Below are 19,170 nucleotides of genomic sequence, written 5' to 3' on the forward strand. Positions count from 1 at the left end.
GGGCCGGTTCGTCGACGGATACGGAGGTCCGGATGACAGCGAACGACGGGAACCCGCGCCGAGTCGTCGCGTTGGCCGGCACCGCGTGCATGCTGGTATCGGGCGTGCTCGCGGTGCTCGGCGCGCCCGCATTCATGCCGATGCAGGCGCAGGCGCAGGCGCCGCCCGCGTCGTCCGTTCATGTCGCGCCGGGTGTCATCCGCCCCGGCGAGACCGCCGACGAGGCGGACATGACGCGGCGGCCGAGCGGCATCGACGCCGAATTCGTCGACAAGGCCGCCATCGTCGGCAAGACGGTGGCGCAGGCGAGCCAGCTCGCGCTCGATCGGTCGTCGAATCCGGACGTGAAGGCCTTCGCGCGCCGGATGCTCGACGATCACGGGCGCATGAGCATGGAATTGCGCCGGCTCGGCGCGCAAAAGGGCGTGCCCGTGCAGACACGCATGCTCGTCGATCCGGCGGTGACGGTGCTGCGCACCCGGAATGGCCGTGCGTTCGACAAGGGTTATATCGCGCTGGCGGGACCGAACGCGCAGGACGCAGCGATCAGGCTCTACCAGGCCGAGGCGCGCGACGGGCGCGACCCGCAGCTTCGCGCGTTCGCGGCCAGCACGCTGCCGACGCTGAAGGCGCACTTGAGCGCCGCGCGCGCGCTCGAGCATTCGATCGCGGCTGCGCACTGAGACAGTGAGGCAGCGCACTGATCCGCGCGGCAAACCCGCGCGTCGGTCAGTGCCGCCGCGTGTCGCTCTCCGGGCCACCGGGCGACGCCTCGTAAGGTGGCGCGTCGAGCGCCGTTTCTCCTTCCTCGATCAGCCAGTACGGCGCCGCACCGTAGTATGCGTGCAGTGCGTCGGCCCACGCGGGATCGGCCATCGCCGGCCAGCGGTCCTTGTCGAAGCCCGGCGCTTCGCGCACGCGCGTGGTCGGCACCGGCAGCACGAAGCAGCGGCGCTCGACATCGAGCGTCAGCACGTTCCACGGCACCGCGAACAGCTTGTCGCCGATCCCGGGAAAGCCGCCCGACGACACGACCGCATACGCGATCCGGCCCGAGCGGACGTCGAGCATGATGTTCGTGACCTTGCCGATGTCGTCGCCGTCCATCGTCAGCACGTGGTCGTCCTCCAGTGTGCCGGCGGCCATCACGTCCGGCCCCGGCCCGCCGGCCGAACTGCCGCTGTCGCCAGCAATGCGCGCATGCGTGCGCGACGGTCTGTCCGTTGTCATCGCGTATCTCCTGGTCGAAGCGGCGCGGTGCGCGAGAATCGCGGGCCGCATGGGTGACAGGCAGCCGGTCAGCGGCGGCGTGGCAACGACACGTCCTCGAGCGTATTCGCCAGCTCGTCGCGGGCCGGGCCGCCCGCGCGCGTCGCGATGTCGCCGAGCGACACGATGCCGACGATCCGGTGCTGGGCGTCGAGCACCGGCATCCGGTGCAGTTGCACGTCGGCCATCCGCTGCTGGACGTCGCCGACGCCGTCGTCCTCGACGCACCACTGCACGGGCGCGGATGCAACGGCCTTCACGGGGGTGTCGGGGGAATGCCCGTGCGACAGTGCACGCACCGCGAGGTCGCGGTCCGTCACGATCGCGACGAGCTCGGTGCCGTCGCAGACCGGCAGCACGCCTATATCGAATCGCTGCATCAATCCGGCTGCATGGCGAATCGTGTCGGTCGGCGCGACGCACACCACGTCGCGCGACATGATCTCGTTGACGCGATACATGAACGCCTCCTTCGTGAGCGAGACGATCCGGAAGCAGGACGCGTGCCGCGTTCAAGCGGCACGCGCCGGCCCTGCGCGGCCGGGCCACGGAGAAATTTGCCAGTCGGCTTGTACATCTTCCACGGCGGCAGCCGCGGCCGGGCCGCGAGCGATGATGTCAGTGGCCGACGCCCGTCAGCACGACGATGGCGAGCACCAGCGCGCTCTCGATCGCGGCGAGCGCCGCGACGCCCGCGGCGCCGCTGACCTCGTGCCATGCACGTTCCATGCGTTTCATCAGTTCACTCCTGTTGTGCCGGCCCGGCCGCGCTGCCGCGCATCGGGGGCCGGGTGCCGCCGTCAGCCGTGATCGCGGGGCGGTGGCGGGGCGTCGGGCACGCGACGGTCGCGTTTGCCGGACGGCCTGGCGGGGTCGATACGGGTCGCACCGCCAACGGCGGGCGGATCGCTGGCCGGGAACGTCTCCTCGAGCCCTTCGTCGATACGCTTCTCCGTCTTGTCGTCGGAGGGCTTGCGCGGCGCGGCGCGGGGGAGCAGGCCGGCAGCCGGTGACACGGCGTCGCGGCGGCCGGTGGCGAAAACGGTCATGTTCGGACCTCCTTGCTGGTAACGACGGGTGCAAGCGCCATACCCGTGCCGGTGCGCGGCATGACGCTTGCAGCCGCCGGCGTGGACGAGAGGGCATCGTGATGAACGCACCCAAGGAAAGGATACGTTACGACGCGAACGTGTGCGGCGGCGATGTCAGTCACGTGCGCAGTCAAGTGTGCGAGCGGTTCGCGACCAGGAAGCGCGAATCGCGGGTCTATCGGCCCGAGCGGCGCATGTTCGACGGGAAGGACGCAGTCCGCGCGCTGAACCATGCCGTGTACGCGAGGCCGGAGTGCGTGCAGCGGGCGCGGGTCGCGCCGTGTGCGCCGTCCGATCCGTTCGCGCTCGCGGTGCGGCTCGCCGCCGAAGGGCGCCCGCTCCGGCGGGTGATGGCGGCTTACGACGCATGACCGGCCGAGCGGCTGCACCGACGATCAGGCACGCTGCTTGCGCACGGTCGCCGCGCCAATCGACACGCGCGAGCCGCCGCGCAGGAGTGACATGAACACGCGATCCATGCTGCACCGTCCCGAACCGACGCCCGACGTCGATCCCGACCCGGCGCTGCCCGAGCACGACGATCCGGTCGATCCGCCCGTGCCGCCGGGCCTGCCGCAGGGCGATCCGCCGTCGCGGCCGCCGCCGATGCGGATGCCGGGCGGGCGCAGCGAACCGCGGCCGGCCGCGCGATCACTGAAAGGAGGACCATCATGGACATTCACGTGCAATCGCCGGACAAGCGCGCGATCGCTCAGGTGCTGGGCCGCTATTTCGAGTCGCGTTCGTTGCGCTATCACATCGAGGAGTTGCCGGGCGGCGTGCTGCATATCGGCTTTCGCGCGAGCGGCCGCCCGGTCGCCGTTACCGTGTCGTTCGACGACGCCGCCTACGACACCTACACGCACTGGGACGCGAGCCAGAAGCAGCTCGCGCTCGGGCGGCTCGCGGACGGTTTCTCGCGCATGATGTCGACGCGCAGTCCGGCCGCGCTCGCCGGCGACTATCACGTCGAGCGTTTCTGATTCCGCAACCATCCGCCGACGTGTTCCTGAAACCGGCAAAGTGCCCGTGCTCAACGGGCGCTTTGCGGCTTCGCGCGCGTCGCGTAGGATGTTCGTTAATTCAGCGCACGCTACGTTCGCACCGTCGGCTGCCTGCCGTTGCAGCCGGTCGGGCTGCGACGCGCTTTCCCTCAGGTTCGTTTCGCGCAACCGACGGAGGCCGCCTTGATGATCGTTGCCCGCCCGTTGTTGTCACCCGGCACCCGCCGGTTCGTGTCCGGCCTGTCGGCCTTCGCGGCACTGGCGGCACTGGCGGCGGCCGGTGCCCGCGACGCGTCGGCCCAGACGCCTTCGCCGCTCGGCGAATGGCAATACTCGGCGGGCGTCCCGCTGCAGAAGCTGTTCAGTCCGACCGTCCCCACGTGGCAGGTCAGCGTCGGCGCCGCGATGACGCTGCAGCCGCGCTACGCGGGCTCCGATCGCTACCGCGTGATGGGCGGCCCGAACTTCGACGTGCGCTATCGCGACCTGTTCTTCCTGTCGACGGGCGACGGGCTCGGCGCGAACGTGCTGCGCGGGCCCAACTGGCGCGTGAGCGTGTCGGTCGGCTATGACCTCGGACGCCGCTCGGCCGACGATCTCGACCACCTGAACGGGCTCGACAACATCAACGCGGCGCCGGTGATGAAGCTCGCGGCCGATTACGTGATCTCGAAGGATTTCCCGCTCGTGCTGCGCGCCGATGTCCGGCGCAGCATCGGCGGCTCGAACGGCTGGGTCGGCGATTTCTCCGCGTACATGCCGATGCCGGGCAGCAACGAGCGCTTCTTCTGGTTCGCCGGACCGACCGTGTCGTTCGCCGATTCGCGCTACATGAACGGCTGGTTCGGCGTGAACCCGGGAGCGTCCGCGCGCTCGGGGCTGCCGGCCTATTCGTCGGGCGCAGGGATGAAGTCGTTCGGCGCCGGCGTGACGATGGTGTGGTTCGTCAACAAGCACTGGTTCGTGACGATCGACGGCGCGATCGAACAGCTCGTCGGCCGCGCAAGGCGCAGCCCGATCACGCAGCAGTCGACGAACGGCGTGTTCGACATGTCGGTGAATTACCAGTTCTGATCGGACAGCAGCCCTGCGGGGCGCCCGGGCGGTGCGCGGCATGCGGCATTCTTCGTCACATTTGATATGATTCCGACCTGTACAAACGTACAGTGATCGATCCCCGTGACGCCAGCCTCGCCGACGCCCCCGGCGTTTTACTACCTGACCAATTTCGAACGCGCGCTGGCCTGGCTCGGCGAGCGTTACGACGACCTGCTCGACGCGCACGAACACGCGTTTCTCGCGCAGTTCGCGCAGTTGCCGAAAGCGTCGCGCGCGTTGCTCGTGCGGATGCTGATGCGTAGCGGATCCGACTTCCGGGCGAGCAAGCTCGTGTACGACGAAATCGGCGGCACGCTCGACGCGGCCGCGCCGCTCGTCGAACTCGGCTGGGTCGATCCGGCGCCCGCGCTCACGCTCGACGCGCTGTTCGCGCTGTCGACCAAGGCCGATCTGCTGAAGGTGTTCCCGTCGCTCGCCGCGCACGCGGGCGAGCGCAAGCCCGCCTGGCTCGACCGGTTGCGGCCCGCGCACGACGTCGCGCAGCCGCTCGACGCGTGGTGCGCGCAGGCCGGCGATCGCGTGCTGCGCGTGACGGTCGGTGCGCTGTGCGACCGGCTGCGGCTGATGTTCTTCGGCAATCTTCATCAGGACTGGAGCGAATTCGTGCTCGCCGATCTCGGCGTGTTCCAGTACGAAAGCGTGCCGTTCGCGCCGTCGTCGCGCGCGTTCCAGCAGCGCGCCGACGTCGATGCGTATCTCGCGCTGCAGACCTGCCGCGAAGCACTCGACGCGTGGCCCGACGAGCTGCCGTTCGACGACCTGCTGCAGGCGATCGACGCGGTCGGCTGCGCGCAGCCGTGGCTCGCGACGCGCCGCGCGAAGCTGTTGTTCACACTCGGGCAGACCTGCGAGCGGCGCGCCGACTGGACCGCCGCGCTCGACGCGTATGCGCGCAGCGCTTGGCCGGGCAGCCGGCATCGGCGCATTCGCGTGCTCGAACGCTGCGGACGCGATTGCGATGCGCTCGCGCTGGCGCTCGAGGCGCGCGGCGGCTTCGAAAGCGACGAGGAGCGCCAGCGTGTCGAGCGGATGCTGCCGCGCCTGCAGCGCCGTCTCGGGCAGCGGGTCGAACGCGCGGGCCGCGCGCCTGACGTGCCGCGCGAAACACTCGTGCTGGTGCGCCCCGAAGCGTTCGTCAGCGTCGAATTCGCGGTGCGCGACCATCTTGCGCAACCCGATGCGCCGGTTCACTACGTCGAGAACACGCTGATCAATTCGCTGTTCGGGCTGCTGTGCTGGGAGCCGGTGTTCGCGGCCGTGCCCGGCGCGTTCTTCCACCCGTTCCAGCGGGGCCCGGCCGACCTGCACGCGCCCGATTTCGCGGTGCGTCGCACGGACGCGTTCGCCGCCTGTTTCGCGCAGCTCGAATCGGGCGCGTACCGCGACACGATTCGCCGGCACTTCGCGACGAAGACGGGGCTGCAATCGCCGTTCGTGTTCTGGGGCGTGCTGACCGACGAACTGCTCGACGACGCGCTCGCCTGCCTGCCGCCGGAGCACCTGCGGCTGTGGTTCACGCGCCTGCTCACGGATATCCGCGGCAACCGGTCGGGGCTGCCCGACCTCGTCCGTTTCTGGCCGGGCGAGCGGCGCTACGAGCTGATCGAGGTGAAGGGCCCCGGCGACCGGCTGCAGGACAACCAGACACGCTGGCTCGCGTACTGCATCGCGCACGGGATTCCGGTGCGTGTCGTCGATGTCGAATGGGCCGGCGCGGACGTCGCGCAGGCCGAAGCCGCGGGGCTGTCCGCATGAGCTATGTCGTCGCGGTGCGGGCGATGTGCGAGTTCACCGCGCGGCGCGGCGATCTCGACCTGCGCTTCACGCCCGCGCCGACCGCGCTCGAGGGCATCGCCGGCCACGGCGCCGTCACGTCGAAGCGCGGCGCGCGCTACGAAACCGAGATCGCACTGTGCGGCACCTGGGGCACGCTCACCGTGCGCGGGCGCGCGGACGGCTACGACCCGGTCGCGAACCGGCTCGAGGAGATCAAGACGTATCGCGGCAGCCTCGAGGCGATGCCGGCCAATCATCGCGCACTGCACTGGGCGCAGGCGAAGGTCTATGCGCACCTGATGTGCGATGCGCGCGGCCTCGCTGAAATCGACGTCGCGCTCGTGTATTTCGACATCGTGTCCGAGCGCGAGACCGTGCTGACGGAAACGCTCGGCGCGAGCGCGCTCGCCGCGTTCTTCGCCGAGCAGTGCGCGTGCTTCGTCGGCTGGGCCGAGCGCGAGACCGCGCATCGCGCGGCCCGCGATGCGGCGCTGCGTGCGCTGACGTTTCCGCACGGGCAATTCCGCAGCGGTCAGCGCGAGCTGGCGGTGTCCGTCTATCGGGCGGCGCGCGACGAACGCTGCCTGATGGCGCAGGCGCCGACCGGCATCGGCAAGACGCTCGGCACGGTATTCCCGCTGCTGAAGGCGTGCGGCGAGGGCGAGCTCGATCACGTGTTCTTCCTGACCGCGAAGACGCCCGGCCGCGCGCTTGCGCTCGAGGCGGCGGCGACGCTCGGCGCCGGCACGCCGGCGCTGCCGCTGCGCGTGCTGGAGCTCGTCGCGCGCGACAAGGCGTGCGAGCATCCGGACCGCGCGTGTCACGGCGAATCGTGCCCGCTCGCGCAAGGTTTCTACGACCGGCTGCCGGCCGCGCGCGACGCGGCGATCGGCGCCGGGCTGCTCGATCGCGACACCGTGCGCGAGGCTGCACGCGCGCACGACGTCTGTCCGTACTACCTCGCGCAGGAGCTGGCGCGCTGGTCGGACATGGTGATCGGCGACTACAACTACTACTACGACGGCAGCGCGATGCTGCACACGCTCGCGCAGCAGAACCAGTGGCGTGTCGGCGTGCTCGTCGACGAAGCGCACAACCTGCTCGATCGCGCACGCAAGATGTACAGCGCATCGCTCGACCCGTTCGCGTTCGCGGCCGCGCGCGAGGCGGCGCCGGCGGCACTACGCAAGGCGTTCGACCGGCTCGCGCGCGCGTGGGGCACGGTCAATCGCGCGCAGGCCGGGCGCTACGCGGCGTACCCCGAGATTCCGGGGCCGATCGTGTCGGCCGTGCAGAACCTCGTCGCGGCGATCGGCGAACACCTGACCGATGCGCCGCGCGCGAACGGCGACGCGCTGCTGCGCTTTCATTTCGAGGCGATCCAGTTCGGCGTGCTCGCCGATGCGTTCGACAGCGCGTCGATCTTCGACGCGACGCTGCACGGCGAGCCGCTGCCGCGCCAGTCGGGGCTCGACGGCGTCGCGCCGGCCGGGCGCCGGCGCCGCATCCAGTCGACGCTGTGCGTGCGCAACGTGATTCCGGCCGGCTTTCTCGCGCCGCGCTACGAAGCCGCGCGCGCGACCGTGCTGTTTTCCGGCACGCTGAGCCCGTTTCATTTCTATCGCGACACGCTCGGGCTGCCGACCGGCACGGGCTGGCTCGACGTCGACGGACCGTTTCGCGCAGAGCAACTCACCGTGCGCGTCGCAAGCCACGTATCGACGCGCTGGCGCGACCGCGACCGCTCGCTCGAACCGATCGTGGACCTGATCGCCGCGCAATACGCGACGCGGCCCGGCAACTACCTCGGTTTTCTCAGCAGCTTCGACTATCTCGGACGCATCGTCGCGCTGATGCAGGCGCGCCATCCGGACGTGCCCGTGTGGGCCCAGGCGCCCGGCATGGCCGAAAGCGAGCGCGACGCGTTTCTCGCGCGCTTCGACGCGGGCGGGCGCGGGGTCGGCTTCGCGGTGCTGGGCGGGGCGTTCTCGGAAGGCGTGGATCTCGTCGGCGAGCGGCTGATCGGCGCGTTCATCGCGACGCTCGGGCTGCCGCAGGTCAACGACGTCAACGAACAGATGCGGCGCGCGATGGATGCGCGCTTCGGCAACGGGTACGACTACATGTACCTGTACCCGGGCTTGCAGAAGGTCGTGCAGGCGGCCGGGCGCGTGATCCGCACCGAGCACGACGAGGGCGTCGTGCATCTGATCGACGATCGTTACCGGCGGCGGGAGGTGCGCGACCTGCTGCCGAGGTGGTGGCGGATCGGGTGACCGGCACCGGCGTTCCTACAGCACGTTGAGCATCGCGAGCGCGGCTTCCTGCAGATGCGGGAGCACGCGCCGCACGGCCGCGTCCGTCGATTCGGCGCCGATCGGCATGTTCGTGCTCAGCGCGGCGACGACTTCGCCGTGACGGTTCTTCAGCGGCACCGCGATGCCGCGCACGCCGACCTGCAGTTGCTGCTCGATCACCGCGAAGCCCGCGTCGCGCGCATGGTCGACCTGTTCGAGCAGGCGTGCCTTGTTGGTGATCGTGTGCGGGGTGAAGGGGGCGAGCTCGGTGTCGTCGAGCCACGCGCGGACGGCCTCCCGATCCGGATGATGCGCAAGCAGCACGACACCGGGTGACGTCAGCGGGGCCGGCACGCGTGCGCCGAGCACGAAGCCCGTCGTCATCACGCGCGACACGCCGTTGCGGGCGATGAACACGAGTTCCCAGCCGTCGAGCACGCTCACGTACGCCGATTCGTTCAGCGACGCGCTCAGTTGCTGCAGATAGGGCTGGACCGTGCGCGGCAGACGGGCGGAATCGAAGTACGACCAGCCGACCCGCAGCACGCGCGGCGTGAGGCCGTACAGCTTGCCGTCGGTGTACACGTAGCCGAGCGATTCGAGCGTCAGCAGGTAGCGGCGTGCGGCCGTGCGCGTCAGGCCGGTGCGGGCGGCGGCCTGGGTGGGCGTCATCCGCGCGTGCTGGCTGTCGAACGCCTCGAGGATCATCAGGCCTTTTTCGAGGCCGGCAATCCAGTCGCGTCTGTCGAGGTCGGGCTTTTTCATCGTCGGTGCGCACAGGTGGATGCGCGGTATTCGCGCGGGCGTGGGCGATTATCGCGCGACCTGCGAGGTAATGCGACATACGACGCCCCTGAGCCACCCATTCGGCCAATTGCGCGGACTCGCATTGAGGACATTCAATCATTCACGTATATCTATGGAGGCTCGCATGCAGGTCGCGAAATGGGGTAATAGCCTGGCGGTCCGTCTTCCGGCGAGTGTGGTCGACGCACTGGAGCTTCGTGAAGGCGACGATATCGAAATCGTGGTCGACAGCCCGCGCGTTTTCGCGGTGAGTCGCAAGCCGAGGCCCGACGAGCTGCTGCAGCGGTTGAGGCGTTTCAGGGGCAAGCTGCCCGCCGACTTCAAGTTCAGCCGGGACGACGCGAATGAGCGGGATTGAATCGGCGAAATCGTTCGTCGACAGCAATGTCGTGCTTTATCTGCTGTCGGAGGACGAAACCAAGGCGAATCGTGCTGAGGCGCTATTCCTTCGACGGCCGACCATCAGCGTTCAGGTACTGAACGAAGTCGCCAGCGTTTGCAGCCGCAAATTGCGGATGCCCTGGCGCGAGGTGGGGCAGTTTCTTGAGCCGGTCAGGCGCTTGTGCCATGTCGTGCCGATCACGGTCGATATACACGACCTCGCGCGAAGACTGGCGGAGCGGCACGGCCTGTCCTTCCACGACGCGTGCATCGTGGCGACTGCCTCGATCGAAGGATGTGAATACCTGTACACCGAGGACATGCACGACGGCTTGCGCGTGGCGGGCGGTCCGGTATTGCGAAATCCGTTTGCCTGAACGTCGGCGATTCCGGGCACGCCGGCGCGCAAGGGAATGACGAGGGCGGACGGCCGATACGAACCCGACGACGGCCGACGGCCCATGGCTGAAGCTGGATCCGCGCAGCACGTCGCCGCCGATCGAACGTGAAGAGCGGGAGGGTCGAACGCGGCGCGGACGTCATGCGCGCCGCATCCGGCATGACATTACTCGCTGCTCGTCCACTCGACGTTCGCGCCGACCGAACGCAGGTTTTCGACGAAATGCGGGTGCGCGCGCCGGATCGGCAGCGCGTTCATGATTTCCGAACGGCCTTCGATGCTCGCGGCCACCATCAGCAGCGCGATCGCGACACGGATGATGTACGGGCTCTCGACGCGCGCCGGCGTCAGTTGCAGCCCGCCGAACGTGATCAGCCGGTGCGGATCCGACAGCAGCACGTGCGCGCCGAACTTCGACAGTTCGCCGGACCAGCCGAGCGCGCCGTCGTAGACCTTGTTCCAGAACATCGCGCTGCCTTCCGCGCGCACGCCGAGCGCGATGAAGATCGGCAGCAGGTCGACCGGCAGGTACGGCCACGGCGCGGCTTCGACCTTGGTCAGGATGTTCTGCGTGAACGGCCGGCGCACGCGCAGCGGGCCGTCGCGTTCCGCGCGGGACCAGCCGTCGCGGTGCGTGACGGTCACGCCGAACTTCGCGAACGTGCGGTCGATCAGCGGGAAATGCTCCGGCGACGAGTTGCGCACCGTGATGTCGCCGCCCGTGATCGCGCCGAGCGCAAGGAACGTCGCGATTTCGTGGAAATCCTCGGCGAAGCGGAATTCGCCGCCGCCGAGCTTGCCGCCACCCGTCACGCACAGGCGCGACGTGCCGATGCCTTCGATCGCGACGCCGATCATCGCGAGGAACTGGCAGAACTCCTGCACGTGCGGCTCGGACGCCGCGTTCATCAGCGTGGACGTGCCGCTCGCCGCCGTCGCGCACAGCGCGAAGTTTTCGGTGGTCGTCACCGACGCGTAGTCGAGCCAGTGATCGTTGGCCGTCAGCGGGCCGTCGGCACGGACGATCAGCGAATCGGGCGTGCGCTCGATATGCGCGCCGAAGCGCTCGAACACCTCGACGTGCGGATCGATTTCGCGCACGCCCAGCGTGCAGCCCTTCACGTCGTTCTCGAGGCGCGCGACGCCGAAGCGCGCGAGCAGCGGCGGAATCAGCATGATCGACGAGCGCATCGCCTCGGGCAGGCGGTGAACGGCCGGGTCGAACGTCGTGTTGCGATGGTGGAGCTCGAGGATGCCCGTCGTGAAGTCGACCGACACGTCGCTGCCGAGCGTGCGGAAGATGTCGAGGATCTTGCGCACGTCGGTGATGTCCGGCACGCCGACGAGGCGCAGCGGCTGATCGGTCAACAGGGTCGCACACAGAATCGGCAGGACGGCGTTCTTGTTCGCGGACGGCTTGATGTCCCCGCGCAGCGGGGTGCCGCCGTGGACGATGAGATTCGACATGATATGGGGGCGTATCGGTGACTGACGTAGGCCCCTATGATGCCATTGGTCGGCGGGCGGTGTGGGATGTTCAGAGGGGAAAAAGGGCTTCCGCGCGCGGGATTGACCGTGTTTGACGTTGGGCGGGGGCCGCGCCCGTCCGGCTGGCCGGAGATGGCAGCCGGTGCGGGAATGGCCGGCCGCGTATCGGGCCGGCCATCCGGTCATTGCGTCACTGCGCCGCCCGCATCCGCGCGGCGACCACCAGCGAGATCAGGCAGCCTACCGCGAGATAGCCGGCGACGAGGTGCCACGAACCGCCGGCCATGCTGACCAGCGCCACCGCGATGAACGGCGTGAAGCCGCCGCCGACGACGCTCGCGAACTGGTAGCCGACGCCCGCGCCGCTGTAACGGTATTCGGCGCCGAACAACTCGGTGAAGAGCGGCTGCTGGACGCTCACGACCATGTCGTGCGCGGCATTGGCCAACAGGATCGAGAACACCACGATCCATGCGATCGAGCGCGACTCCAGCGCGACGAAGAACGGCACCGCCGACGCGAGGCCGATCAGCGCGCCGATCAGGTAGATGCGGCGCAGGCCGAAGCGGTCCGCCAGCCACGCGAAGCACGGGATCGTCACGCAGCTCACCGCGCCGACCAGCAGGCCGATGTTCAGGAACAGGTCGCGCGACATGCCGAGGTTCGTCGTCGAATAGCTGAGCGCGAACGCGGTGACGATGTACATCGTGAACAGCTCGGCGAGCCGCAGCGCGACGATCAGCAGGAACGCCTTCGGATGGCGCGTCAGCGCTTCGAGCACCGGCAGGCGCAGCTTGCGGTTCGAGTGCTCGACCTTCTCGACGAACTCCTGCGACTCGTCCATGTTCTTGCGTACCCACAGCCCGATCGCGACCAGCACGATGCTGAGCACGAACGGCACACGCCACGCCCAGGCCTTGAATGCGGCCTCGCCGAACGCATGGTTCAGGATCGACACGATGCCCGTGGCCAGCACGAGCCCGACGCCATAGCCGACCTGCACGCCGCTGCTGTAGAACGCCTTCTTCTGCTTCGGCGCGCTTTCGACGGCCATCAGCGCCGCGCCGCCCCATTCGCCGCCGACCGCGAAGCCCTGGATCGCACGCATCAGCACCAGCAGCACGGGCGCCCACCAGCCGATCGTCGCGAAGCTCGGCAGCAGGCCGATCGCGACGGTCGACAGCCCCATCAGCATCACGGTCAGCACGAGCATCCGCTTGCGGCCGAGCCGGTCGCCGTAATGGCCGAACACGACGCCGCCGAGCGGGCGGAACAGGAAGCCGACGCCGAAGGTCGCGAATGCCGCAAGCGTGCCCATGGTCGGGCTGACCTTCGGGAAGAATTCGGAATTGAATACGAGCGCGGCGACGATCCCGTACAGCAGGAAGTCGTACCAGTCGACGACGGCGCCGACAAAGCTGCCGATCGCGGCCTTGCGGGCCTGGTTGCGCGCGCGGGCGCCGGCGGCGGCGTCGAGGGTGTCGAAGGTTGGGGTCATGGCGAAGTCTCCTGGCACGGCGCATCGTGGAATCGTGGCGGCGCCGCGTCCGATGCTGCATTGAAGTCGAAGGGTGAACGGAGAATAGGGCGCGCGCCCCATCACGGCAATTGGCCGATCGGTTAAATTGCGCGATTATCGTTCGGTTGTGTGCGATTATCGAACGATTTTCGGGTTTGCACTAGGCGAGGGGCCGATATCCCGTTCGGCCAGGGTGTGCCGCCGTGAACGATCTGGTTAAAATCGGGACCATCAAAACCGCGCCCGGATCGGGCGGATGTCCGGCCGTCACATCGGCCGGGCATGCCGCCCGCACCGGGTGTCATCCCCATCGATTGCATGCCCCCGGAGACTGGAATGCCCGGCAATTCCCACCCCCTGTCCAGCGATACGCCGCCTGTTGCCGATCCGGCCGCCAATCCGCTCGGGATGGCCGGACTCGAATTCGTCGAATTCGCGGCGCCGGTGCCGGACGCGCTCGCGCAACGCTTCGAGCAACTCGGGTTCAAGGCGATCGCGCGCCATGTCAGCAAGGACGTCACGCTGTACCGGCAAGGGCAGATGCAGTTCCTGATCAACGCCGAACCCGATTCGTTCGCCGCGCGCTATGCAGAGGAATACGGGATGGGCGTCTGTGCGATCGGGCTGCGCGTGGCCAGCGCGCGGCGCGCGTTCGAGCGGGCGATCGAACTCGGCGCGTGGGCGTTCGAGGGGGAGCGGGTCGGGGTCGGCGAGCTGAAGATTCCGGCGATCCAGGGGATCGGCGATTCGCACCTCTATTTCGTCGACCGCTGGCGCGGGCGGGACGGTCAGCGCGGCGGCGTCGGCGACATCTCGATCTTCGACATCGATTTCCGGCCGATCGACATCGCGACCGCGCATACCGATCTCGATTGCGCAGGCACGGGCCTGCAGCAGGTCGACCACTTCACGCAGACGGTCGGCGCGGGGCGCATGCGCGAATGGCTCGACTTCTACCACGACCTGCTGCACTTCCGCGAAATCCACGAAATCGACGCGCACTGGCATGTGTCGGAAGAGTCGCGCGTGATGGTGTCGCCGTGCGGTGCGGTGCGGATTCCGGTCTATGAGGAGGGCACGCGGCGCACCGAGCTGATGCACGCGTATCTGCCGGACCATCCCGGCGAAGGCGTCCAGCACGTTGCGCTGGCGACCGACGACATCCTGGCGAGTGTCGACGCGCTGCGCGCGAACGGCGTCGAATTCATCGAGCCGCCGGCGCGCTATTACGACGAAGTCGATGCGCGGCTGCCGGGGCACGGCGTCGATCTCGATGCGCTGCGCCGCCGCGCGGTGCTGGTCGACGGCGAGATCGGCAGCGACGGCGTGCCGCGCCTGTTCTTCCAGACCTTCGTCAAGCGCCGGCCCGGCGAGATCTTCTTCGAGATCGTGCAGCGGCAGGGGCACCACGGATTCGGGGAAGGGAACCTCGCGGCGCTGGCCCGCGCACGCGACGCCGGCTGAACGGCAGGGCGCGCGGCAGTCGTTGCGGCCGCCGATTCGCCGCGGCCTGACCTCAAGCACCCACGGCCGGCACGCGGTTCGGCGCCGGGTCGTTCGGCGCCTTGAGCACGCACGCGGTACCCCCGGGCGTGTACATCGACACGACGCAGCGGTTGCATGACGTGCAGCCCGACTGCGCGAGCAGGCCGTCGCGCAGTCCGTTGACGAAACCCGGCTCGAACACGAGCGCGCGGGCAAGCGCCACCGCGTCGAATCCTTCGCGCATCGCCAGCGCGATGTTCTCGCGCGAGCGCACGCCGCCGAGATAGGCGAGCGGCATCCGGACGGCCGCGCGCACTTGCTTCGAATGCTCGAGGAAATACATCTCCCGAAACGCGCCCATCTTCGGCTCGGCAAGCTTTTGCAGCGCCATCGCGGCGCGGACGATCGCGTTGCCGGCGTTCGCGCGCGCATCGCCGGGCAGCGGGCTGCCGAAGAGCTGCCACACCGATTCGACGTTCATCCCGCCGCTCAGCACGAGCAGGTGCGCGCCTTCGGCCTCGAGCCGCCGCGCGATCTCGCATGCGTCGTCGGCCGTTCCACCGCCGCGCACGCCTTCGGTCACGCCGATCTTGCAGACCACGGCAAGATCGCGGCCGACCGCATCGAGCACGCGGCGCAGCACCTCGACGGGAAACGCCGCGCGACGCGCCGCATCGCCGCCGTACGTGTCGCGACGGCGGTTGTACAGCGGCGACAGGAACTGGCTCAGCAGATAACCGTGCCCCATGTGGATCTCGACCGCGTCGAAGCCTGCATCGCGCGCATGTCGCGCCGCATGCGCGAATTCGTCGGCGACGACGGTCATCTGGTCGCGCGTCATCGCCTGCTTCAGGAAGCGGCCGCTCATCACGCCGACCTTGTTGAACCCGCCCGATGCGCTCAACGGCCGTTTCGTCGACAGCGACGGCAGAAACGTGAAGCAGCCGCCGTGCGTGATCTGCGCGGATGCCGCCGCACCGTGGCGATGCACCGCGTCGGTGAGCGCGCGGAATTGCCGGACCGTCGGCGCATCGAGCCGCGCCTGGTCGACGAACGTGCGGCCGTCGTCGCTGATCGCGCAGTACGCGACGGTCGTCAGCGCGGCGCCGCCTTCGGCGATGCGCTCATGAAACCCGACGAGCGCACGCGACGGCACGCCGTTCGGCGTCATCCCTTCGTTGGTCGCGGATTTGATCAGGCGGTTGCGCAGCGTCAGCGGGCCGATCTGCAGCGGGCTGAACGCGGTATCGAGGGCGGCGGGTTCCATGTCGGGCGGGCGTCGGGAATGGGCACGGCGACCATTGTCCCGAGTCGGCGCGGGGCCGCATCGTCCACGTGGACGACCCGGTGCCGGCCGACGACCCGCCGCCGGTGCGTGGCCCGTGCACGCACCGCCTACTCGGCCGCACCGAGCTTGCGCGCCTGGCGGCGCATCCCGTCGAAGATCGCATCGGCCACGTCCGCCGGGAAATCCGCCGGAATGCGCGATGCGACGTCGGCGATCACCGGTTCCGTGCGTGCGGCCACGTCGGCCATGGCCGCGCGTACGTCGTCCTCGGTCAGGCCGACGCGGCTGCCTTGCGCGATCCAGTGACGCGGCTGGATGTCGCCGATCACGTAATGGCGATTCTTCCCGCACACGGCCATCGCGAGCCGCGCGCGTCGCGGCGGCAGCTGGTTGCGTCGCGTGCCGATGATCGGATGCGCGGACAGCACGTCGTACAGCGGCGTGCTGCGATACGTATTGCCCGGCAGGTGCGCGATGCTGAAATTCTTCGCGTGGCCGTCGATGGCCGCGAGCGCCCAGAACACGAGCTGCGTGACGAAGAAGTTCATCCGGTCTCGCGCGGCATCGACGGAATTCGCGAGGATGCCCATGATCGTCGCGATGCCCGGCCCGCCGTCTGATTCGTATTTCGCCCCCGACGGCGTGCCGGTCGCCTGGCACATGTCCTCCTGCGGCAGCCGCAGGATCCACGTGCCGTCGCGGGACGGGCGGCGGTCGAAGCGCTCGACGATCAGCGCCTTCTGGTCGTCGAACCGGCCGATGTCGCACGCGGCGACCGGCAGGCCATAGGCGGCGACGATCTTCGAGCACAGCCATTCGTTCTCCACCGACGTGCGCATGTCAGCCTGCATGTTCCCGACGCGCCCCAGCGGCAGCTTGAAGATATGCGTGGTCGGCGTGCTGCCCGACGGCAGCAGCCAGCGGTTGCCGTGGCGCAGCAGCGCGGTCTTTTCCTGCGCGCCGGCGATCGACAGCCGCAGTTCGCCGTCCGGCTCCGCGTGGCCGGGCAGCGGTGCCGCGGTCGCGTGGCGCAGCACGTCGGCGACGGCTGCATCGTCGAGCGCCGTGCCGTCGATCGCCTGCAGGTCGACCGGCGTCTCGTCGGGCGGCAGCAACTGCAGTGCACCGACGCAATCGCGGCCGATCGATGCAAGCAATTCGAACGGCGCGGTCGATCCGAGCCGGTAGCGCTGCGCGATGCGGCGGCGGATCGGCTGGCTGTCCGGCAGCAGGTTGTCGAAGTAGTCGGCGACGATCGCGCCCTGGTGCGGCTGGTTGCCGGGCGTGAACGGCAGCGATAGCGACAGCGGCCGCCCCTGCGGATCGTCGACCCACGCGGGCAGGTAGACGAGGCGCTCGACGCCGCGCCGGACTTCCCAGTATCCGACCGGGATGCCGTTCATCCACAGGTCGAGGCGGTCGAGGCGGGGGCGGCGGGCCATCGTCACCAGTCCTCCCGCTTGGTGTCCCGAGGCTTGCCGGGTGTCGCCGCGGCAGGCCGTTTCCGCGCGCCGGTGGATGGCGCCTTTGCGGCTGCCGGCGGACGGACCGGCATATCGGACGAGCCGGACGAGCGGCCGCGCGCGGCCGGTGCGCGCTTGGGCGCGGGAGCGGATGCGGTGTCGTCGGGCGCCGCTGCGTCGTCCGGCGTGCCTGGATCGAGCGCCAGGCGAACCCCGAGCACGTTCAGCACCTTGAAAAGCCGTTCGATGCTGACCGCGGACGGATGGGCTTCGAGCTGCGCGTACGACTGCTGCGTGACGCCGAGGCGGGCGGCGAGCTGCGCCTGCGTGAATCCCGCCGACTTCCGGAAGCCGACGAGGATCGGGCGCAACTGGCTCAAGGTCTGGACAGGAAATGCCATGGGCTCTCCGCGAAATGACAGGCGATCGCTTGTAATCGAAAAATACAGTCTATGGTATGTATCGTCAAAATACAAACCCGAGACTGTATTTCATAAAAACAAACGATAGCCTGTCAAATGGAGATCCATGGATCGGTGCACGAACGGGCGGCGCGCGCCCGTCAGCGCCGCGTCACGCCGCCTGCAGCGGGCTTGCCTGCACGGCGCGCGCGCTTTCCGGATCGTCGTCGCCGAGCGGGATGAACGCCATGATTTCCAGCTCGTGCCCTGACAGCGCCGGCAGCCGGAACGGGCTCGACAGCACGTTCAGCCGTCTTACGCCGAGCTCGCGCAGGATTTGCGACCCGATCCCCGTCACGCGGCCGTCGCGGCGCGCATGGCCGGCGGGCGGCGGGCGCATCGCGTCGCCGCGCATGTCGCAGTCGAGCAGCACCGCGACGCCGCATCCGGCCGCATCGATCCGCTGCAGTGCGGCGTGCAGCGGCCACGAGTGCGCGGACGGTTCGGCGTCGAGCAGGTCGAGCAGCGAATGGCATTCGTGCACGCGCGTCAGCACGGGCGTCGACGGATCGGGCTCGCCGCGCACCAGCGCGAGATGCGGTGCGCCGTGCACCGTGTCGCGATACTCGATCGCGCGGAACCGGCCCCACGGCGTATGCAGCGGCCGTTCGCCGACACGCTCGACGAGCGATTCGTGCTCGCGGCGGTAATGGATCAGGTCCGCGATCGTGCCGATCTTCAGCCCGTGATGCGCGGCGAACGCCTTCAGCTCGGGCAGCCGTGCCATCGTGCCGTCGTCGTTCATTACCTCGCAGATCACCGACGCGGGCGTGAGCCCGGCGAGCGCCGCGAGATCGCAGCCGGCCTCCGTGTGCCCCGCGCGCACCAGCACGCCACCCGGGCGCGCGGCGATAGGAAATACGTGGCCAGGCTGCACGAGATCGTCGGGGCGCGCGCCCGAGCGGACCGCCGCGCGGATCGTCCGCGCCCGATCGGCCGCGGAAATGCCGGTCGTCACGCCTTCGGCCGCCTCGATGCTGACGGTGAAGGCAGTCCCGAACGGCGTGCCGTTGTGATCGGCCATCGGCGGCAGCCTCAGCTGCTCGCAGCGCTCGGCGGTCAGCGTCAGGCAGATCAGCCCGCGCCCGAAGCGCGCCATGAAGTTGATCGCTTCGGGCGTCACGTGATCGGCCGCGATCACGAGATCGCCTTCGTTTTCGCGATCCTCTTCGTCGACGAGCAGGACCATCCGCCCCGCCCGCAACTCGTCGACGATTTCCGGCGTACTGGCGAGCGTCATTGCGCCTATATGAACGCGTCCCGTTTGCAACAGCTTTCTTGCGTTTCTGACAGACAGGATGGGCTGCGTCTCTATATCCGGC

General features: G+C 69.0%; 19 protein-coding genes. 9 read left to right on the top strand and 10 right to left on the bottom strand.

Annotated features, from left to right (window positions below; genetic code table 11):
* The first annotated feature begins 32 nt into the window (after nt 1-32).
* Entirely contained in the window at nt 33-683 is a 651-nt protein-coding gene (locus DIE22_RS34035; RefSeq protein ID WP_124498882.1) for a DUF4142 domain-containing protein, read from the top strand.
* A 46-nt stretch (nt 684-729) separates the two neighbouring features.
* Here the strand turns inward: DIE22_RS34035 and DIE22_RS34040 are convergent, their stop codons facing one another.
* The 3 genes from DIE22_RS34040 to DIE22_RS34050 all read right to left on the bottom strand — a co-directional run bounded on the left by DIE22_RS34040 (nt 730) and on the right by DIE22_RS34050 (nt 2,318).
* Nucleotides 730-1,230: a PRC-barrel domain-containing protein gene (locus DIE22_RS34040; RefSeq protein WP_124498881.1), complete on the bottom strand. Its 501-nt coding sequence runs from the start codon at nt 1,228-1,230 to the stop codon at nt 730-732.
* Nucleotides 1,231-1,298: 68 nt separating this feature from the next.
* Nucleotides 1,299-1,730 (bottom strand): CBS domain-containing protein, encoded by a 432-nt coding sequence (locus DIE22_RS34045; protein ID WP_124498880.1) that lies wholly within the window; start codon nt 1,728-1,730, stop codon nt 1,299-1,301.
* A gap of 339 nt (nt 1,731-2,069) precedes the next feature.
* A complete protein-coding gene (locus DIE22_RS34050; protein ID WP_124498879.1) occupies nt 2,070-2,318 on the bottom strand; it encodes a hypothetical protein in 249 nt (82 codons plus the stop codon).
* Between the two features lie 101 nt (nt 2,319-2,419).
* Here DIE22_RS34050 and DIE22_RS34055 point away from each other — a divergent pair, with 101 nt between their 5' ends.
* From DIE22_RS34055 to DIE22_RS34075, 5 genes are all read left to right on the top strand, one after another.
* Complete coding sequence (locus tag DIE22_RS34055; protein WP_124498926.1) at nt 2,420-2,731, top strand: hypothetical protein; 312 nt, start codon at nt 2,420-2,422, stop codon at nt 2,729-2,731.
* A gap of 300 nt (nt 2,732-3,031) precedes the next feature.
* On the top strand, nt 3,032-3,343 hold the full coding sequence (locus tag DIE22_RS34060; RefSeq protein WP_034179544.1) for a hypothetical protein: 312 nt from the start codon (nt 3,032-3,034) through the stop codon (nt 3,341-3,343).
* Between the two features lie 207 nt (nt 3,344-3,550).
* Nucleotides 3,551-4,438, top strand: a complete 888-nt coding sequence (locus DIE22_RS34065) for a MipA/OmpV family protein (protein WP_124498878.1) — start codon at nt 3,551-3,553, stop codon at nt 4,436-4,438.
* A 105-nt stretch (nt 4,439-4,543) separates the two neighbouring features.
* Complete coding sequence (locus tag DIE22_RS34070; protein ID WP_124607144.1) at nt 4,544-6,238, top strand: VRR-NUC domain-containing protein; 1,695 nt, start codon at nt 4,544-4,546, stop codon at nt 6,236-6,238.
* The gene (locus tag DIE22_RS34075) at nt 6,235-8,535 is read left to right on the top strand and encodes an ATP-dependent DNA helicase (RefSeq protein ID WP_124498876.1); all 2,301 of its coding nucleotides are present in this window, start codon (nt 6,235-6,237) and stop codon (nt 8,533-8,535) included. The genes DIE22_RS34070 and DIE22_RS34075 overlap by 4 nt, the downstream gene beginning before the upstream one ends.
* A 15-nt stretch (nt 8,536-8,550) precedes the next feature.
* Here DIE22_RS34075 and DIE22_RS34080 read toward each other — a convergent pair whose 3' ends face one another.
* Nucleotides 8,551-9,321 carry an IclR family transcriptional regulator C-terminal domain-containing protein gene (locus DIE22_RS34080; protein WP_124498875.1) on the bottom strand — a complete coding sequence of 257 codons (771 nt, stop codon included), beginning with the start codon at nt 9,319-9,321 and terminating at the stop codon, nt 8,551-8,553.
* A 166-nt stretch (nt 9,322-9,487) separates the two neighbouring features.
* Here DIE22_RS34080 and DIE22_RS34085 point away from each other — a divergent pair, with 166 nt between their 5' ends.
* Both DIE22_RS34085 and DIE22_RS34090 read left to right on the top strand, forming a co-directional pair.
* Nucleotides 9,488-9,721 (top strand): AbrB/MazE/SpoVT family DNA-binding domain-containing protein, encoded by a 234-nt coding sequence (locus tag DIE22_RS34085; protein ID WP_012366057.1) that lies wholly within the window; start codon nt 9,488-9,490, stop codon nt 9,719-9,721.
* On the top strand, nt 9,708-10,121 hold the full coding sequence (locus DIE22_RS34090) for a PIN domain-containing protein (RefSeq protein WP_124607145.1): 414 nt from the start codon (nt 9,708-9,710) through the stop codon (nt 10,119-10,121). The genes DIE22_RS34085 and DIE22_RS34090 overlap by 14 nt, the downstream gene beginning before the upstream one ends.
* A gap of 188 nt (nt 10,122-10,309) precedes the next feature.
* On the opposite strand, the gene DIE22_RS34095 is transcribed toward DIE22_RS34090, so the two are convergent.
* Together DIE22_RS34095 and shiA are read right to left on the bottom strand one after the other, a co-directional pair.
* Complete coding sequence (locus DIE22_RS34095; RefSeq protein ID WP_124607146.1) at nt 10,310-11,611, bottom strand: UDP-N-acetylglucosamine 1-carboxyvinyltransferase; 1,302 nt, start codon at nt 11,609-11,611, stop codon at nt 10,310-10,312.
* Nucleotides 11,612-11,822: 211 nt separating this feature from the next.
* Nucleotides 11,823-13,130, bottom strand: a complete 1,308-nt coding sequence (gene shiA, locus DIE22_RS34100) for a shikimate transporter (RefSeq protein WP_124498871.1) — start codon at nt 13,128-13,130, stop codon at nt 11,823-11,825.
* Between the two features lie 357 nt (nt 13,131-13,487).
* Here shiA and DIE22_RS34110 point away from each other — a divergent pair, with 357 nt between their 5' ends.
* Nucleotides 13,488-14,615, top strand: coding sequence for a 4-hydroxyphenylpyruvate dioxygenase family protein (locus tag DIE22_RS34110; protein ID WP_124607147.1), 1,128 nt, complete (start codon nt 13,488-13,490; stop codon nt 14,613-14,615).
* A 52-nt stretch (nt 14,616-14,667) separates the two neighbouring features.
* On the opposite strand, the gene DIE22_RS34115 is transcribed toward DIE22_RS34110, so the two are convergent.
* The 4 genes from DIE22_RS34115 to ribBA all read right to left on the bottom strand — a co-directional run bounded on the left by DIE22_RS34115 (nt 14,668) and on the right by ribBA (nt 19,088).
* Nucleotides 14,668-15,903: an NADH:flavin oxidoreductase gene (locus DIE22_RS34115; RefSeq protein WP_124498869.1), complete on the bottom strand. Its 1,236-nt coding sequence runs from the start codon at nt 15,901-15,903 to the stop codon at nt 14,668-14,670.
* Between the two features lie 128 nt (nt 15,904-16,031).
* Nucleotides 16,032-17,366: a type II toxin-antitoxin system HipA family toxin gene (locus DIE22_RS34120; protein WP_124498868.1), complete on the bottom strand. Its 1,335-nt coding sequence runs from the start codon at nt 17,364-17,366 to the stop codon at nt 16,032-16,034.
* A 2-nt stretch (nt 17,367-17,368) separates the two neighbouring features.
* Entirely contained in the window at nt 17,369-17,788 is a 420-nt protein-coding gene (locus DIE22_RS34125) for a helix-turn-helix transcriptional regulator (protein WP_124498867.1), read from the bottom strand.
* 172 nt (nt 17,789-17,960) lie between these two features.
* Entirely contained in the window at nt 17,961-19,088 is a 1,128-nt protein-coding gene (gene ribBA, locus DIE22_RS34130) for a bifunctional 3,4-dihydroxy-2-butanone-4-phosphate synthase/GTP cyclohydrolase II (RefSeq protein ID WP_124498866.1), read from the bottom strand.
* Between the last annotated feature and the right edge of the window lie 82 nt (nt 19,089-19,170).

Source organism: Burkholderia sp. Bp9142, assembly GCF_003853415.1.
Classification (GTDB): Bacteria; Pseudomonadota; Gammaproteobacteria; order Burkholderiales; family Burkholderiaceae; genus Burkholderia.

Excerpts from the sequence above, each read along its gene's own strand:
- DIE22_RS34035 (WP_124498882.1), top strand. The coding sequence starts at position 33 with ATGACAGCGAACGACGGGAACCCGCGCCGAGTCGTCGCGTTGGCCGGC.
- DIE22_RS34040 (WP_124498881.1), bottom strand. The coding sequence starts at position 1,230 with ATGACAACGGACAGACCGTCGCGCACGCATGCGCGCATTGCTGGCGAC.
- DIE22_RS34045 (WP_124498880.1), bottom strand. The coding sequence starts at position 1,730 with ATGTATCGCGTCAACGAGATCATGTCGCGCGACGTGGTGTGCGTCGCG.
- DIE22_RS34050 (WP_124498879.1), bottom strand. The coding sequence starts at position 2,318 with ATGACCGTTTTCGCCACCGGCCGCCGCGACGCCGTGTCACCGGCTGCC.
- DIE22_RS34055 (WP_124498926.1), top strand. The coding sequence starts at position 2,420 with ATGAACGCACCCAAGGAAAGGATACGTTACGACGCGAACGTGTGCGGC.
- DIE22_RS34060 (WP_034179544.1), top strand. The coding sequence starts at position 3,032 with ATGGACATTCACGTGCAATCGCCGGACAAGCGCGCGATCGCTCAGGTG.
- DIE22_RS34065 (WP_124498878.1), top strand. The coding sequence starts at position 3,551 with ATGATCGTTGCCCGCCCGTTGTTGTCACCCGGCACCCGCCGGTTCGTG.
- DIE22_RS34075 (WP_124498876.1), top strand. The coding sequence starts at position 6,235 with ATGAGCTATGTCGTCGCGGTGCGGGCGATGTGCGAGTTCACCGCGCGG.
- DIE22_RS34080 (WP_124498875.1), bottom strand. The coding sequence starts at position 9,321 with ATGAAAAAGCCCGACCTCGACAGACGCGACTGGATTGCCGGCCTCGAA.
- DIE22_RS34085 (WP_012366057.1), top strand. The coding sequence starts at position 9,488 with ATGCAGGTCGCGAAATGGGGTAATAGCCTGGCGGTCCGTCTTCCGGCG.
- DIE22_RS34090 (WP_124607145.1), top strand. The coding sequence starts at position 9,708 with ATGAGCGGGATTGAATCGGCGAAATCGTTCGTCGACAGCAATGTCGTG.
- DIE22_RS34095 (WP_124607146.1), bottom strand. The coding sequence starts at position 11,611 with ATGTCGAATCTCATCGTCCACGGCGGCACCCCGCTGCGCGGGGACATC.
- shiA (WP_124498871.1), bottom strand. The coding sequence starts at position 13,130 with ATGACCCCAACCTTCGACACCCTCGACGCCGCCGCCGGCGCCCGCGCG.
- DIE22_RS34110 (WP_124607147.1), top strand. The coding sequence starts at position 13,488 with ATGCCCGGCAATTCCCACCCCCTGTCCAGCGATACGCCGCCTGTTGCC.
- DIE22_RS34115 (WP_124498869.1), bottom strand. The coding sequence starts at position 15,903 with ATGGAACCCGCCGCCCTCGATACCGCGTTCAGCCCGCTGCAGATCGGC.
- DIE22_RS34120 (WP_124498868.1), bottom strand. The coding sequence starts at position 17,366 with ATGGCCCGCCGCCCCCGCCTCGACCGCCTCGACCTGTGGATGAACGGC.
- DIE22_RS34125 (WP_124498867.1), bottom strand. The coding sequence starts at position 17,788 with ATGGCATTTCCTGTCCAGACCTTGAGCCAGTTGCGCCCGATCCTCGTC.
- ribBA (WP_124498866.1), bottom strand. The coding sequence starts at position 19,088 with ATGACGCTCGCCAGTACGCCGGAAATCGTCGACGAGTTGCGGGCGGGG.